The sequence below is a fragment of the Kribbella sp. NPDC058245 genome, from assembly GCF_042882005.1.
GTDB lineage: Bacteria > Actinomycetota > Actinomycetes > Propionibacteriales > Kribbellaceae > Kribbella.
The window spans coordinates 1-14,222 of record NZ_JBHVWY010000009.1 but is presented as its reverse complement, the minus strand read 5'-3'; the positions used below and the strand labels follow the sequence as shown (position 1 = coordinate 14,222).

Genomic DNA, 14,222 nt, shown 5'->3' with positions numbered 1-14,222 from the left:
GGTGTGACGAGACCGTGTGGAACGGGCGGGGATAGTTGGGGGTATGACGAGTTCGGTGGGCGAGCCAGAGGCCGGTACGGCGGTGGTGGCGTCTCGCGGGGTGTTGTCGCGCGAGGTTTGGTTGGTGCTGGCGCTGTCGCTCGGGGCATCCGGGGTGGCGGCGCTCATCTCGTTTACGGGGATCTTGACGTCGGCGAAGCCGATCAGTGGGCAGACGGCGGTGATTGTGGGGTCGCGGGCGCCGGGGCGGCCTTGGCTGGATCTGGCGTGGCAGGTGTTCGCGGTGGTGACGGCACTGGTGCCGGTGGCGTTGGTGGGGCACTTTCTGCTGCGGGGTGGGGAGTCGCTGCGGACGATCGGGTTCGATCTGGGGGAGCGGCTGCGGGACCTGGGCCGCGGGACCGCGGTTGCGGCGGTGATCGGCGGGGCCGGGCTGGGGTTCTATCTGCTGGCTTATGCGTCGGGTGCCAATTTGAGCGTGGATCCGGCGCAGCTGCCGGACTACTGGTGGCGGATCCCGATTCTGATCGCCGTCGCCGCGCAGAACGCCGTACTGGAGGAAGTCATCGTCCTGGGGTACCTGAACCGGCGGCTGGATCAGCTGGGGTGGTCGGTACGGCGCAGTACGGCGGCGAGTGCGCTGCTGCGGGGGTCGTACCACCTGTATCAGGGGGCCGGCGGGTTCGCGGGGAACGTGATCATGGGGGTGATCTTCTGCTATCTGTACCGGCGGTGGGGGCGGGTGATGCCGCTGGTGGTGGCGCATACGGTGATCGACATCGTGGCGCTGGTGGGGGCGACGTACCTGATCGGGAAGGTCGGCTGGCTACCCGGGTCGTAACCGATCGATGCTTCGTCAGGTTGAGAAGGGCGTGACACTCAACGGGGAAATCGAAATCGCTCACGAAACCGCGCCCAGCCAGCCCGAGATCCATCCGCCGGACGTGGATCCACCGGCCATCGACCCGGGGCTGGCCGCTGCGGCCCTGGCCGTATTCGCCCATCGGCACGAGGTCGTGCATCTGCTGTATGCGGCGACGGACGAGCCGGACGCGCTCGCCCGGATCGCCAACCTGTTGAAGGTGGACGAGTCGACCATCGGGCGGGTGCTCGACCAGCCGCTGCGCTGGATGCTGCCGCAGTTCCGCGCCGAGCTGGAGACAATCTCCGCGACGCCAGGGTGAGATCCGGCTACCGTGTCCCGGTGCAGAGCTATCAGGCGGACATTCTCGAGATTGCTGATGAGCTGACCGAGGCGTACGTGGAGGTGTTCACGGCACCGCCGTTCGAGCACCGGGACCCGGCCGAGACCCGCGCCGCCTTCCGGCAACGGCTGGAGGGCGACGCGCTGCGCGACGGCTTCCAGGCGTGGATCGAGCGGTCCGACGATGGACGGATCTCCGGATTCGTCACGGGGTGGACCACGCCTGCGCCGTTTCGGACGGACCGGTCGTACGGGAGCGTCCTGAAGCGGCTCGGCCCGGAGCAGGTCGACGAGCTGCTGGTCGGCGCGTACGAGGTCGACGAACTCGGCGTACTGGCGCATGCTCGCGGTACCGGCCTCGGGCGCAGGCTCCTGGAGACGGCGACCGCCGAGCGCTCCCGAGCGTGGCTCCTGGCCTGGAACCAGAACTTCGACACCCTCGCCTTCTACCGCCGCCTCGGCTGGATCGAGCCCGAGGTCCGCGGCCCCGAAACCGACATCATCGTCTTCGTCGCCCCCAACTGACCGGCCCCGGCCACTAGTGGTGGCAGGAGACAGGTAGTGGTGGCGTGAGACCGGGTGCCACAGGTCTCCGGCCTTCGGAAGGTGTCTCCGGCCTTTAGTGGTGGCCGGGGACAGGCAAAGGGGGCGGGGCGAGGAGCGCCGTTCACAGGTTGAAGAGGGTGGTGGCGTTCTGCCAGTGGATGGCCTCGGACTCCACCGGCGTGAGGGCGGCGGCGGTGAGGGCGCCCAGGGCTACTGAGGGGTCGATGAGGGTGGCGTCGGTGCCGAACATGAGGCGGCTGGGGCCGATGCGGTCGAGGATCCAGCGGATGCGGTCGGCGTCGGGGGCGGACCAGCAGGGTTCGAACCAGATGTTGCCGGCGCGGCGGGCGGCTTCGGGGACCTGGCGCCAGGCGCCGGCGCCCATGTGACCGGCGATCAGGCGGGAGTCGGGGACTCGGGCCGCTAGGTCCGCGAGGTCGAGGACGGTGTCGCCCCAGGTGTGAACGAGGGTGGGGAGACCGAACTCGGTGGTGAGTTCGATCGCGGCCCGCATGGCAGGGGTGGCGATCGGGGTGCGGCTGTACTCGGTGTGGATCTTGGCGCCGACCCAGCGGTCGTTGCCGGTGACCAGGTCGCGGAGGTCGGCGCGGGCCTCGTCGAGGCGGCGGGGGTCGACGACGAGCATGCCGCGGAGACGATCGTCGGCGGGGAGTTGTTCGGCGAGCGCACGGTTGCCCGCGGGAGCGTCGTACACGATGGACTCGATCGAGGAGACCAGTTGCAGGTCGATGCCGAAGCGGTCCATCAGGTCGAGGTTGACCTCGATCGGGCCGACCTCCATCGAGAAGAACCACGGACCCCAGTGGGCGTGGACGTCGATCAGCATCAGGGCTCCAGCAGCTTGGTCAGGGACTGACTGCCCGCCTGGGCGATTTCGGCCGCGGTCAGCTTCGAGCTGAGCAGGCGGCCGAGCACCGAGTAGGTCTCGTGGAAGGGCGTGCGGGTGCCGAAGACCAGGCGGTCCGCGCCGACCTCGGCCGCGACGATCTCCAGCGAGTCCGGGCCGGTCAGCATCCGGGTCGAGGTGTGGAACCCGGCCTCCGCGCGCGCCAGCAGCACGAAGTCACCGAGGTAGTAGAAGTGCGTGTCCAGGAACACCACCCGCGCTCCGAGCCCTCGCAGCGCCGGCCCGACCACTCGGACGTCGCCCTCGACAAACAGCGTCAGCCCCGCCGCCACGACCAACCCCGCCACATGCCCGAACGACGGGTACGACGGATCCACCGCCTGCGCCGTCGGCGCCAACCGAATCCCAGCGGGCCGGTCGGTGGCGAGCAGCCGCTCCAACTCCCGCTCGGCCCCCAGCGGATCGCGCAAGTCGAGCACTGGGCAGTTCGTCCAACCGTTGCCCTCAGCAACTTCCCGGGCTTCGTCGTTCCCCGACGGTACGTCGAAATGCACCGCCCGCAACGAGGACACCACCCCACCGGAGATCCCGGTCCCGGCGAACACCTCCCGCACCCGCTCCGGACGGCTCCACCGGCCGGTGGTCACGTCATGTCCGACCAGGATGTCGCAGTCGAGCAGCAGTGGGGTATCGGTCATGAGTTCTCCTGGGCGAAGGCGGTGTGCACCTTGCGGATCGCGGTGGCGATGTCGTCCACATCCGCGCCGCTGTAGTTCTCGTTCCAGGGCAGCACGAGCAACCGGCGCTCGATCAGCTCCTCGGCGTTCGGGCACAGGCCCGGCGGGTACTCGACGTCGCCGAGCGGGAAGCCGGATTCGCCGTACGTGATCTTCGAGCGGAGGGCCGGAGCGGCGTACAGCGGCTCCGTGAGGTATCCGGGAGTGCAGGGGACGCCTTCGGCGGTGAGAGCAGCCGCCCAGGGGTGGATGTTGCCGTCCAGGATCAACGGATACTGCCAGTAGACGTGATCGTCGTCGTCCCGGGGCGGGAGGATGCCGAGCAGGTCGCCGATGCCGGCGGTCAACTTGCCCGCGTTGGTACGGCGGTCGTCCACGATCTGCGCGAGTCGGGTCAGCTGCACCCGCGTGACCGCGGCAGCGAGCTCGGTCATCCGGTAGTTCAGCGCGAGGAACAGATACGTCCGCTCGTCCGTGTCGCGTGGCCAGCCCTTGTCGGTGAACAGCCGCATCCGCCGCGCCAGCGCCGCATCGTCGGTCACCACGAGCCCGCCGTCACCCGCGCTGATGTGCTTGCTCTGCTGCAGGCTGAAGCACCCGATGTCACCGATCCGCCCGGCGTACACGTCTCCCACCGGCGCCAGATAAGCCTGCGCGCAGTCCTCGATCAGCAGCAGACCGTGCTTGTCGCACAGCGCCCGCAGTGCGCGGATCGGCGCCGGCTTGCCGAACAGATGGACGGCGAGCACCGCCTTCGTCCGCGGAGTGATCGCAGCCTCGACAGCGGCCGGATCCAGGTTTCCCGTCGCCAGATCAACATCCGCAAACATCGGTACGGCGTTCTGCATCAGGATCGGGAAGACCGTCCCCATGTCACTGATCGGCGTGGTGATGATCTCGTCACCCGGCTCGGGGTTGACCGCGGCCACGGCCAGGTGCAGAGCCGCCGTACCGGAACTGCAGGCAACGGCATGGCCCGCGCCCAGCAACGAAGCGAACTCCTGCTCGAGCGCCGGCACTTCGGAACCCCAGGTGGCGGACAAGATGCCGCTGCGCAGCACTCGCTCGGCCGCCGCGACCTCTTCGTCGCCGAAGCGCCGGCCGGAGGCGTTGAAGACCGAAGGCAAGGGAGTCGACCGGACCGGGGTCCCGCCGTTCACGGCCAGCTCAGGCATATGGCCCCCTGATGGTAATTACGGTCATGGCTGTAATTACCACCGACCCTACTAGATCAGAGGTGCACGCGGTAGACGACCAGCGGCCGTCCGCTGCCGGTACCGATCTGGGTACCGGTCGCATCCGCGAGACCGGCCCGCTCCAGCCGGTTCAGCACGCGGCGGGCCGTGCGCGGCTGGATGCCCAGGTGCTCGGCCACCGAACGCGTGGTCACTCCGTCCTCCGGCTCCGCGTGCACGAGCTCCTGCAGCCGCTCGAGCGTTGCCTTCGACAACCCCGCGCGCTGAGCAAGGAGCTGAAGCTTCGACCGCTGCTGTGCCCGCGGCGTCGCGCCGCCGACCAGGATCAGGTCGATGTCGTTGCGCAGCGAGACGACCGCCGCGGTCCGCCCGGCCGTCTTGGCGCGTCCGAGTGCACGCTTCGCCAGTGCCTCGGTCTCGATCCCGGAACCGCCGATCCCGAACCCGATCCGCACCGGGCCGAACTGTTCCTTCAGCCGGTTCAGCATCCCGAGCTCGGTGAATGACGCGGTTGCCTGCTCAAGCGGACCGCGCGTCGCGACCACGAGATACCGCTTGTCGTCGTACGGGATGACGCTGCCGCCGAGCGAGCCGGCCTCGCGCCGGAGAGCGACCTCACCGGCTGCGGCGATCTCCACCAGGCCGAGTGCGATCTGAGCGTCGTCGCTGCGCAATGAGTCGTGGACAAGCAGCAGGCTGTTCAGCGCGCTGCGCACGGAGTGGATCGACGGCGCGAGCCGGATGGTCGGTCGCTCAGTGCGAAGTTTGTCGTACGCCGATCGCAGGCAGGTGATCGCCACGGTCGCCTTAGCGGCCCGGTGAAACTCCAGTACGTCGTCCGAGCTCAGCCCCGGCCGGTACGGCAGTACCTTGACCCCGCGGGTCGGCAGCCCTGCCTCGGCCAGTGTCTCGTGCACCTGCGCCTCGTCCAGTACGTCGATGCTCATCGACTTGATGTCCTGGCCGTCACCGAGCAGCTCGACGAGCGCCCGCAGCAGCGTGGCGCCGGTGTACTCGACGTGGGTCGCCGGGCGGTCGAGCAGGTCGTGCGCCGCGGCGATCTGGTACGGGACGACGCCCGTGAACAGCCACGCGTCGACACTCGGCGGCGCCGCGGCCATCACCTTCGGGGTATCGGTCTCGCGGCGGTACTTCAGCGGCAGGACCTCGATACCGCGCTGGGATCCGATGATCTTGCACGTGGAGGTGACCAGGTCCGACGGCCCGACCACCCCGATCGTCGTCACCATTGCCGGTCTGCCTCTCTCACCGGGTCAGTCTCGTCAGATCGCCGAGCCCTCGCAACAACCCGCGCCGTACGGCGGCCCTCGTGGTTCTGGACCAGCCGGTACAGTCGAAGCCGTGCTGACTGCCAAAGGGAAGGCGACCCGGGACCGAATCGTGGCCGCGGCCGCTCGGGAGATCCGCGAACGGGGGATTGGCGCGGTGACGCTCGACGACGTCGGGCAGCGCAGCCGGACCGGGAAGAGCCAACTGTTCCACTACTTCCCTGGCGGCAAGGAGCAACTGCTGCTCGCCGTCGCCGAGCGCGAGGCCGAGCGGGTGATCGAGGATCAGGAGCCACAGCTCAGTCGATTGACCAGCTGGGACGCCTGGCAGGAATGGCGCGATGTGGTGGTCGAGAAGTATCGACGGCAGGGCGTGCACTGCCCGCTCGGCGTACTGATCACCGAGATCGGACGGCACACGCCCGCCGCGCAGGCGGTGACCGGCAAGCTGCTGACGCAATGGCAGCAGGCGTTGCAGGCCGGGATCCATCAGATGCAGGCGGCCGGTGAGATTCGCGCCGACGTCGACGCGAATCGGGCGGCCGGGGCGTTGATGGCGGCCATCCAGGGCGGCGTCGCGATCCTGATGGCGTCCGGATCGGCCCAGCATCTCGAGTACGCCCTGGATCTCTGCTTGGACTATCTGCGGGTCAAGACCAGTTGACGACCGGCGGTTGGTAACCCGCTGGCTTGTCGCCAACCTTCGCGCCGGGACTGACCAACCAGCCTTGGTACTCCGGCGTGAACATCCGGTACACCGATTCAGCCGGTACGGCGCTCGCCGTGTCGAGGTCGGCTCGGAGGCCGGCGGGGATCTCGAAGTCGAGCGCGGCCATCGTCGAGGTGAGCTGCTCGGGTGAGCTGGCTCCGACGATCGCCGAGGCGACACCTGGCTGGGTCGCGACCCAGTTCACCGCGACCTGAGCCATGGTTACGCCGAGCTCATCCGCGACGCTCTGCAAGGTCTTCAGGAGATCCCAGTGCCGATCACTCCACGAAAGCTCCGGACCGCCGGCCACGGTCAGGCGGCCTTCTCCGGCCACCTTCTCGAGCTCGTCGCGCCGGTATTTCCCGGTGAGGAATCCACTGGCCAGCGGGCTCCACGCAGTGATGCCGAGACCGAGCGTCTGGGCCATCGGGACGTGCTCGGTCTCGATGGCTCGGTCGGCCAGGGAGTAGGGGAGTTGCAGGCTGACCATCGGTACGGCGTCGTTCTGCGCCCGAGCCGCATACCAAGCCGGTACGTCGGACAGTCCGGCGTACCGGATCTTTCCGGCGCGGGTGAGGTCGTCGAACGTGCGCAGAACCTCGTCGACCGGCGTGATCCGGTCCCAGGTGTGCAGGAGGAAGAGGTCGAGGTAGTCGGTCTGCAACCGCCGGAGCGAGTCCTCGACCGCGCGGATCATGTGCTTGCGGCCGTTGCCGCCGGCGTTCGGATTGCCGGGGTCGACGCTGTTGGTGAACTTGCTGGTGAGCACGACGCGATCGCGGAGAGCGCTCTCTGTGATCAGCTGGCCGAGGATCTGCTCACTCTCGCCCGCGGTGTAGAAGTCGGCGGTGTCGATGAAGTTGCCACCGGCATCGATATAGGTATGGAAGATCGCACCGGCCTGGTCGGGGGTGCGGCCGTAGGGTGCGTGGAAACCGCCGGTGCCGAAGTTCATCGTGCCGAGTGCGAGCGGGCTGACGCGGAGGCCGGAACGGCCGAGCAGGTAATAGTTGTCGAGTGCCATGGAGCCAGCGTTCCTCGGGAAAAATGGACCGGCAAGTACAAACCTTTCGGAGGCGGATGTGGTCCTGAGCGAGGCGCAGCAGCAGGTGCTCACACGGTTGGCGGAGTTCGTCGTACCGGCTGACGCCTGCCCAACCGACGCCTGCCCAACCGACGCCTGCCCAACCGACGCCTGCCCAACCGACGCCTGCCCAACCGACGACAGTCCGTCCGCGGCGGAGGCTGGAGCGGTGGCGTTCATCGAGCGGGTGCTGACAGTGGACCGGCCGGACTGGCGTCCGCGCGTCGAGCGTGCACTTGCGGCGGCGCCGGATCTCGAGACAGCGCTGGCTGATGCGGATGGGGCGTGGCTCGTCCGCCTGATCGCCCAGGGCTACTACGCGGGAGAACCCGCTTGGGCGATGGTGGGGTGGCGGCCGGACGCGGCGGGTGCTTGGGATCCGGTCGCGACTGAGCTGAGGGTTACGCCGCGGAGTGCCTTGGTCGATCGGTACGACGTGGTGGTGATCGGGTCGGGCGCCGGTGGCGGTACGGCGGCCCAGGTGCTGGCCGAGTCCGGCCGGACTGTGCTGGTGGTCGAAGCGGGGGAGTACCCGACGACCGAGTCGCTGGCGCGCGACCACCTCAGGAACCCGCGGTCGGTGGCCGGACTGCCGGCCGGGACCGATCCGGATCCGCAGGGCCGGCCCCGGACCGCGGTCGTCGACGGCGTCACGTCGTACCCGCTGCCGCCCGACGGCGACTGGGGCAACAACGCGTTCACCGTCGGCGGTGGCACGCGGGTGTACGGCGCACAGGCGTGGCGGTTCGTGCCGCGCGACTTCCGGATGGCGACGACGTACGGCGTACCGGAGGGGAGTGGACTTGCCGACTGGCCTATCTCGTACGACGACCTGGCGCCGTACTACACGTTGGCCGAGCAGCGGTTCGGGGTGAGCGGCGGTGGAACCGACCCTTGGCACGAACCACGTGAACTCCCGATGCCCCCACTGCCGAGAACGGGTCCGGCGCATCGACTCGCGGCTGCGGCGGCAACCCTCGGTTGGGGCACGCTCGACGTACCGCTGCTGATCAATTCGGTCGACTACCAAGGCCGCGCCGGCTGCGTCCGCTGCGGCCAGTGCGTCGGCTTCGCCTGCCCGGTCGAGGCCAAGGCAGGCACCCACAACACGGCGCTCCCGGCCGCGCTCGCCACCGGCAACTGCACGCTGGTCACCGGGACCACGGCCGAGCGACTGGTGGTCAGCAACGGGCGGGTCGTCGGCGTCGCACTGGTTGACGGACAACTCTGGCGCCGCACGATCGAGTGCGCCGAAGTCGTCGTCGCAGCCGGTGCCTCCGAGACCCCACGCCTCCTGCTCAACAGCGCTCACCCCGCCGAGCCGCACGGCCTCGGCAACAACCAGGACCAGGTCGGCCGCTACCTCCAGGCCCATGTGTACGCCGGTGCTGTCGGACTGTTCGACGACGAGTTGGCCGATCTGATCGGGCCTGGCGTTTCGATCGCGACCTGCGACTTCCGGCATGGCAACGACGGCATCATCGGCGGCGGCATGCTGGCCAACGAATTCGTGCCGACCCCAGCAGCGACGTACGACTATCTAACTGGCGCCGGCCTCATCCCACGAGCAGGCCTGGCCGCGAAGCAGGCGATGCGCCGCGAGGCCCGCCGCATGCTGCGCGTCGTCGGCCCCATCCAAGAAGTCACCTCAAGCGACTCTCGCATCCAGGTCGACCCGGCAACCCGCGACCGCTTCGGCAACCCGGTCGCCAAGATCAGCGGCTCGATCCATCCCGAGGACGTCCGCGCACAGGCGTTCCTGAGCGCCAAAGCCGAAGAGTGGCTCCTCGCAGCCGGTGCCGTCCGCACCGCCATCAACACCCCCAGCCCAACCGGCCGCGCCAGCACCGGCCAACACCAAGCGGGCACTTGCCGGATGGGCGACGACCCAGCGCGGTCAGCGACCGACCCGTACGGACGGGTCTGGGGTCACGACAACGTCTGGATCGCCGACGCCTCCGTGCATGTGACGAACGGCGGCGTAAACCCAGTCCTCACCGTCCTGGCCAACTCCCTGCGGATCAGCGACCACCTAGTCCGTGGATCAGCGTGAGATGCCGACGCCGCTCTTGGTGTCGCGGCCGTACTTGGCCAGTTCGGCGTCGAGGTCGAGGCGGGTGACGCCGCCCTGCTCGCGATCGGCGTCGGTGAGCTGGTCGGCCGGGATGATCCAGACGATCTCGAACTCGAGGCCGTCCGGGTCCTTGCCGTACAGGGACTTCGTGGTGCCGTGGTTGGACGAGCCGACCAGGGCGCCGGCCGCCTGGAGCTTGGTGGCGAGCTCGGCCAGATCGCCGAGGGTGTCGACCTCCCAGGCCAGGTGGTACAGGCCGACAGTGGTCTTGCCTGCGCCCGAGGCGCCGGCCTCACCGCCGAGCTGGAACAGGCCCAGGTCGTGGTCGTTGGTGGAATCGGGAGCGCGCAGGAAGGCTGCGGTCGGGTGCGCGTCGCCGCCATCGATGTAGTCGAAGCCGAGGACGTCGCGGTAGAACGCAACGCTGGTGGCCACGTCGCGCACGTACAGCACCGCATGGTTGAGCCGGAAGATCGCCATCCGACGATCATAGTTGAAGGCTCAACCTAGGACCAGGTCAGCGCTTGTACTTGCGCTTCGGGGTCGGCTGACCGGGCTTCCCCTTGACCTTGTTCGGCCTGATCTGCTGCTTCTTCGGTGCGGCCTGCTTCTTAGCAGCAGCGGCCGTCTTCTTCGGCTCGGGGGCCTTCTGGCTGCCGCGGGTGCTGTTGGCGGTGCGACCGCGGACGATGCCGACGAACTCCTCCATCAGCTCCGACTCCGCATCCTCGGGCCAGGTCAGCGCGACCTGCGACACGGGCGCGTCCGTCAGCGGCCGGAAGGTCAGATCCTTGCGATGGTGCAGGCGCGCCAGCGACATCGGTACGACGAGCAATCCGGTGCCCATGGCAACCAACGCGATCGCATCCGCAGTGGTCGCAGGACGTTCGTCGATCACCCGGCCCGGCAACGGCTGCTCCCACTCCAGTACGTCGTCCTGCGGGTGCAGCATCAGCTCGTCGGCGAGGTCCTCCAGCGTGACCTCCTCGACCGCCGTGACGACGTGATCCTTCGGGACCACGACGACCGTCTGTTCGACGTACAGGGGGATTGCGTGCAGGCCGGTGCGGTCGATCGGCAACCGCACCAGGGCCGCGTCCGCATCCGCGGAGTGGACGAGGCTGACGGCGTCGGCGGTGCCGACCTGGATCAGCTCGATCGGTGTCCGGGGCAACCTCTCGGCCCAGATCCGCGCCCACTTGGCCGGTGTCACGCCGGGTACGTACCCAAGACGGAAGGAAGAGGTCACGCGGTCAGGCTACCGGTCGGGCCGGGATACCCTGATCCCATGACCGTGCGTAAGACCTCTCAGGACATGAAGCCGGCGACCGCGGCGAAGAAGCTGGATATCTACCTTCCGGCGACTCCGGCCGAGTTCCAGGAGGGGTTCATCTCCCGCGAGGAGCTGACCGCGCTGCAGAACGACCCGCCCGAGTGGCTGCAGGAGCTCCGCAAGAGCGGACCGCACCCGCGCTCGGTGGTCGCGGCCCGGCTCGGGGTGTCGATCAGTGGCCTGGCCCGCGCCGGCGTCACCGACGCGCTGACCACGGACGACATCGACGCGATCCGGGAGGACAACCCGGACTGGCTCGAACACGAGCGGGGCATTCAGGCGGACGTCCTGGCCGAGGCCGCCCGCCTGAAGGACGAGAAGAAGAAGCCCCGCGCCTAGCTCTTGACGCCGGGACCGTAGGGGAAGCGCTGCGCCGGGTCGTACGTCGAGCGCACCGCGTCCAGCCGGGCCAGCGTCTCGGGTGACCAGCACGCCTCGTACGAGCCCGGTATGGCGAAACCGTCGGCGAGGTTGACCGTGTTCTCGGCCGAGGTCCACTTCTGCACACTGGCCAGCACATGCTCGGCCACCCCGGGCAGGACGGTCTCGAACAGGCTCGGGTCGGGAACGCCGACGAAGAAGAACGAGTAGGCCCCGCCGCGCCCGCCGACCGCACTGCCCTCCGGTACGTCGCGCCGTACCGCGCCACCGAGGTGCCGCAGCTCGACCGCGATCAGCGGCACCTGCTGGTCCGGGCCGACCGCACCGAGGAAGGCGTCCGCGAAGTCGCCGTCCAGCTCGTCGAGCAGGACGCCGCGGTCGAACGACGGGCCCGGGTCGGTCGGGTCGTTGTGGATCGACGCGATGTTCGCGGCCGGGATCTCACCGAGCGCGTCGATCAGCACGGCTCCGGCCGCCCGGATCGGCGCGAACAACTGCTCGCCCTCCGCGGCGTCACCGACGTACGCGAACCGGACGTTGAGGACGGTCTTGCCGCGCAGCGGTTCGGGGATGAACGGCAACGGCGGAAGCCGCAGGATCACGGCCGACGTGGTCGCGGCCTCGGGCAGCGTCGTGGTCCAGTCGATCCAGGTCCGGACGACCGTGTCGATCTCGGGTGCGTCGAAGAAGACCGAGCCGCCGTACAGCGTGCTCAGTTCTACCAGCTCAACGTCGACTGACGTGACGACGCCGAAGCCGCCCTTGCCGCCGCGCAGGGCCCAGAACAGGTCGGGATGCTCGGTCGTGCTCGCGGTGACCACCTCACCGGCGCCGGTGACGAGCTCGAAGCGACGGGCCCAGTCGGAGGCGATGCCGAACGTGCGCGCCATCGGGCCGTACCCGCCGCCGAGCAGCAGCCCGATGCAGCCAACCGATGCGGAGGCGCCGGCGATCGGTGCCAGTCCGTGCTCGGCCGCGGCCGCGATCACCTCACCCCAGCGACAGCCGGCCTCGATGTGCGCGATCTTCGTGGCCGGGTCGATGCTCACACCCTTGAGGCGCGACGTCGTGATGACGATGCCCTCGGTGACCGGCTTCGGCAGGCCGTGCCCGGTGGCCAGCACGCGGACCGGCGTACCGGTCTCGTTGGCCGTGGCGACCACGGCGGCGGCGTCGGCGGCCGAGGTGATCGCGACGACGACCTCCGGCCGGTGCACGACATTGGTCTTGAATCCGGCCAGTTCCGCGGTGAACCCCTCGTCACCGTCGGTCAGCACCGGTCCGGCGACGGTACGGCGCAGCTCAGCGGCCAGTTCGGTCGCGTTCGGCACGATCTTCCCCTCTCGATCCACGATTCCTCGCCTCGGAGTCTTTCGCACTCGCAGGTCAGCGCCGGGCCAGTTGCCCCGAGCAACGAAAACCGTGCCGGCAGGGGCCGGTCACGCCCGGTGACGACGCACCGAAACAACACCCCGACTCGACGGTAATAGCGTTGTCCTGAAAGTCTGTGGCAGCGGCCCGGCCAAATCTTGTGTCTCACAAGGGCCGGGCCGTTATACACGCAGGGTGCGACAGGGAGGCGGTCGATGTTCAAGCGTATCGCAGTTGTGAACCGAGGCGAGGCCGCGATGCGGCTCATCAACGCGGTCCGGGAGGTCAACGCCGAGGGTGGCGAGCCGATCGAGACGGTGGCCTTGTTCACGGACGGCGAGCGTACGGCGACCTTCGTGCGCGAGGCGGATCTGACGTACCCGCTCGGTCCCGCGTCGGCGCGCCCGTACCTGGACCTCGCCGTACTGGAGCGGGCGCTGCGCGAGAGCGGCGCGGACGCTGCCTGGGTCGGCTGGGGATTCGTCGCCGAGGACCCGGCCTTCGCCGAACTGTGCGAGCGGATCGGGGTCACCTTCATCGGCCCGTCGCCCGAGGCGATGCGCAAACTCGGCGACAAGATCGGCTCCAAGCTGATCGCCGAGGAGGTCGGCGTACCGGTCGCTCCCTGGAGTCGTGGACCGGTCGAGTCGCTCGAAGCGGCGCTGGCCGCGGCCGAGAACATCGGCTACCCGTTGATGCTCAAGGCAACGGCCGGTGGTGGTGGCCGCGGTATCCGCATGGTCAGCTCCGCCGATGAACTGTCGGACGCCTACGCCCGGACCAGCGAGGAGGCTGCGCGCGCCTTCGGCAGCGGCATCGTCTTCCTGGAGCGGCTCGTCACGGGCGCGCGGCACGTCGAGGTGCAGGTCATCGCCGACGGCCAGGGCACTGCGTGGGCGCTCGGCGTCCGCGACTGCTCGGTCCAGCGCCGCAACCAGAAGGTCATCGAGGAGTCCGCCTCACCGCTGCTGTCCGCCGGTCAGGTCGAGGACCTCAAGGCGTCGGCCGAGCGGCTGGCGCTGGCGGTCGGGTACCGCGGCGCTGCCACAGTCGAGTTCCTGTATCACCCGGGGGAGAAGACCTTCGCCTTCCTCGAGGTGAACACCCGCCTCCAGGTCGAGCACCCGATCACCGAGCTGACCACCGGGTTCGACCTGGTCAAGGCCCAGTTGCACGTTGCAGACGGCGGTCGCCTGGACGGTTTGAAGCCGGCCGAGCTGGGGCACGCCGTCGAGGCCCGGCTGAACGCCGAGGACCCGGACCGCGACTTCGCGCCGTCACCCGGGCGCATCGCCGTACTGGATCTGCCGTCGGGGCCTGGTATCCGGGTGGACACCGGGGTGAGCGCCGGCGACAGCATCCCGGCCGACTTCGACTCGATGATCGCGAAGATCATCGGCTACGGCCGCACGCGGGAAGAGGCGCTGGCC

At 69.0% G+C, this 14,222-nt stretch carries 15 protein-coding genes; 7 read left to right on the top strand and 8 right to left on the bottom strand.

Going from position 1 to position 14,222, the window contains the following annotated elements; translation table 11 throughout:
• The first annotated feature begins 43 nt into the window (after positions 1 to 43).
• The 3 genes from ACFVWG_RS21475 to ACFVWG_RS21465 are packed head-to-tail and all read left to right on the top strand — an operon-like array spanning position 44 to position 1,729.
• Positions 44 to 841, top strand: coding sequence for a CPBP family intramembrane glutamic endopeptidase (locus tag ACFVWG_RS21475; protein ID WP_391545111.1), 798 nt, complete (start codon positions 44 to 46; stop codon positions 839 to 841).
• A gap of 31 nt (positions 842 to 872) precedes the next feature.
• Complete coding sequence (locus ACFVWG_RS21470) at positions 873 to 1,184, top strand: hypothetical protein (RefSeq protein WP_391545110.1); 312 nt, start codon at positions 873 to 875, stop codon at positions 1,182 to 1,184.
• A 20-nt stretch (positions 1,185 to 1,204) separates the two neighbouring features.
• A complete protein-coding gene (locus ACFVWG_RS21465; RefSeq protein WP_391545109.1) occupies positions 1,205 to 1,729 on the top strand; it encodes a GNAT family N-acetyltransferase in 525 nt (174 codons plus the stop codon).
• A 142-nt stretch (positions 1,730 to 1,871) separates the two neighbouring features.
• Here ACFVWG_RS21465 and ACFVWG_RS21460 read toward each other — a convergent pair whose 3' ends face one another.
• From ACFVWG_RS21460 to ACFVWG_RS21445, 4 genes are read right to left on the bottom strand one after another with little or no spacing between them, the layout of a single operon-like run.
• A complete protein-coding gene (locus ACFVWG_RS21460; RefSeq protein WP_391545108.1) occupies positions 1,872 to 2,597 on the bottom strand; it encodes an amidohydrolase family protein in 726 nt (241 codons plus the stop codon).
• On the bottom strand, positions 2,597 to 3,316 hold the full coding sequence (locus tag ACFVWG_RS21455; protein ID WP_391545107.1) for a hypothetical protein: 720 nt from the start codon (positions 3,314 to 3,316) through the stop codon (positions 2,597 to 2,599). The genes ACFVWG_RS21460 and ACFVWG_RS21455 overlap by 1 nt, the downstream gene beginning before the upstream one ends.
• On the bottom strand, positions 3,313 to 4,530 hold the full coding sequence (locus ACFVWG_RS21450; protein ID WP_391545106.1) for a DegT/DnrJ/EryC1/StrS family aminotransferase: 1,218 nt from the start codon (positions 4,528 to 4,530) through the stop codon (positions 3,313 to 3,315). Before ACFVWG_RS21450 ends, ACFVWG_RS21455 begins: the two co-directional genes overlap by 4 nt.
• Before the next feature lie 56 nt (positions 4,531 to 4,586).
• The gene (locus ACFVWG_RS21445; protein ID WP_391545105.1) at positions 4,587 to 5,801 is read right to left on the bottom strand and encodes a helix-turn-helix domain-containing protein; all 1,215 of its coding nucleotides are present in this window, start codon (positions 5,799 to 5,801) and stop codon (positions 4,587 to 4,589) included.
• A gap of 112 nt (positions 5,802 to 5,913) precedes the next feature.
• Here ACFVWG_RS21445 and ACFVWG_RS21440 point away from each other — a divergent pair, with 112 nt between their 5' ends.
• Positions 5,914 to 6,504, top strand: a complete 591-nt coding sequence (locus ACFVWG_RS21440) for a TetR/AcrR family transcriptional regulator (RefSeq protein ID WP_391545104.1) — start codon at positions 5,914 to 5,916, stop codon at positions 6,502 to 6,504.
• Here the strand turns inward: ACFVWG_RS21440 and ACFVWG_RS21435 are convergent.
• Entirely contained in the window at positions 6,491 to 7,573 is a 1,083-nt protein-coding gene (locus ACFVWG_RS21435) for an aldo/keto reductase (protein WP_391545103.1), read from the bottom strand. The two genes, ACFVWG_RS21440 and ACFVWG_RS21435, sit on opposite strands and share 14 nt — an antisense overlap.
• Before the next feature lie 58 nt (positions 7,574 to 7,631).
• On the opposite strand from ACFVWG_RS21435, the gene ACFVWG_RS21430 reads away from it, so the two are divergent.
• Positions 7,632 to 9,686 (top strand): GMC oxidoreductase, encoded by a 2,055-nt coding sequence (locus ACFVWG_RS21430; RefSeq protein WP_391545102.1) that lies wholly within the window; start codon positions 7,632 to 7,634, stop codon positions 9,684 to 9,686.
• Here the strand turns inward: ACFVWG_RS21430 and ACFVWG_RS21425 are convergent.
• Positions 9,678 to 10,187, bottom strand: a complete 510-nt coding sequence (locus ACFVWG_RS21425) for a VOC family protein (protein WP_391545101.1) — start codon at positions 10,185 to 10,187, stop codon at positions 9,678 to 9,680. The two genes, ACFVWG_RS21430 and ACFVWG_RS21425, sit on opposite strands and share 9 nt — an antisense overlap.
• A gap of 37 nt (positions 10,188 to 10,224) precedes the next feature.
• On the bottom strand, positions 10,225 to 10,956 hold the full coding sequence (locus tag ACFVWG_RS21420) for a LysR substrate-binding domain-containing protein (protein ID WP_391545100.1): 732 nt from the start codon (positions 10,954 to 10,956) through the stop codon (positions 10,225 to 10,227).
• Between the two features lie 39 nt (positions 10,957 to 10,995).
• On the opposite strand from ACFVWG_RS21420, the gene ACFVWG_RS21415 reads away from it, so the two are divergent.
• On the top strand, positions 10,996 to 11,379 hold the full coding sequence (locus tag ACFVWG_RS21415) for a DUF5997 family protein (protein ID WP_391545099.1): 384 nt from the start codon (positions 10,996 to 10,998) through the stop codon (positions 11,377 to 11,379).
• Here the strand turns inward: ACFVWG_RS21415 and ACFVWG_RS21410 are convergent.
• On the bottom strand, positions 11,376 to 12,773 hold the full coding sequence (locus ACFVWG_RS21410) for an FAD-binding oxidoreductase (protein ID WP_391545098.1): 1,398 nt from the start codon (positions 12,771 to 12,773) through the stop codon (positions 11,376 to 11,378). The genes ACFVWG_RS21415 and ACFVWG_RS21410 overlap by 4 nt on opposite strands.
• A gap of 234 nt (positions 12,774 to 13,007) precedes the next feature.
• Here ACFVWG_RS21410 and ACFVWG_RS21405 point away from each other — a divergent pair.
• On the top strand, positions 13,008 to 14,222 hold a 1,215-nt coding region (locus ACFVWG_RS21405), incomplete at its 3' end, for an acetyl/propionyl/methylcrotonyl-CoA carboxylase subunit alpha (protein WP_391545097.1).

Coding starts and splice junctions, on each gene's coding strand:
- ACFVWG_RS21445 (WP_391545105.1), bottom strand. CDS start 5,801: ATGGTGACGACGATCGGGGTGGTCGGGCCGTCGGACCTGGTCACCTCC.
- ACFVWG_RS21425 (WP_391545101.1), bottom strand. CDS start 10,187: ATGGCGATCTTCCGGCTCAACCATGCGGTGCTGTACGTGCGCGACGTG.
- ACFVWG_RS21455 (WP_391545107.1), bottom strand. CDS start 3,316: ATGACCGATACCCCACTGCTGCTCGACTGCGACATCCTGGTCGGACAT.
- ACFVWG_RS21450 (WP_391545106.1), bottom strand. CDS start 4,530: ATGCCTGAGCTGGCCGTGAACGGCGGGACCCCGGTCCGGTCGACTCCC.
- ACFVWG_RS21415 (WP_391545099.1), top strand. CDS start 10,996: ATGACCGTGCGTAAGACCTCTCAGGACATGAAGCCGGCGACCGCGGCG.
- ACFVWG_RS21460 (WP_391545108.1), bottom strand. CDS start 2,597: ATGCTGATCGACGTCCACGCCCACTGGGGTCCGTGGTTCTTCTCGATG.
- ACFVWG_RS21475 (WP_391545111.1), top strand. CDS start 44: ATGACGAGTTCGGTGGGCGAGCCAGAGGCCGGTACGGCGGTGGTGGCG.
- ACFVWG_RS21435 (WP_391545103.1), bottom strand. CDS start 7,573: ATGGCACTCGACAACTATTACCTGCTCGGCCGTTCCGGCCTCCGCGTC.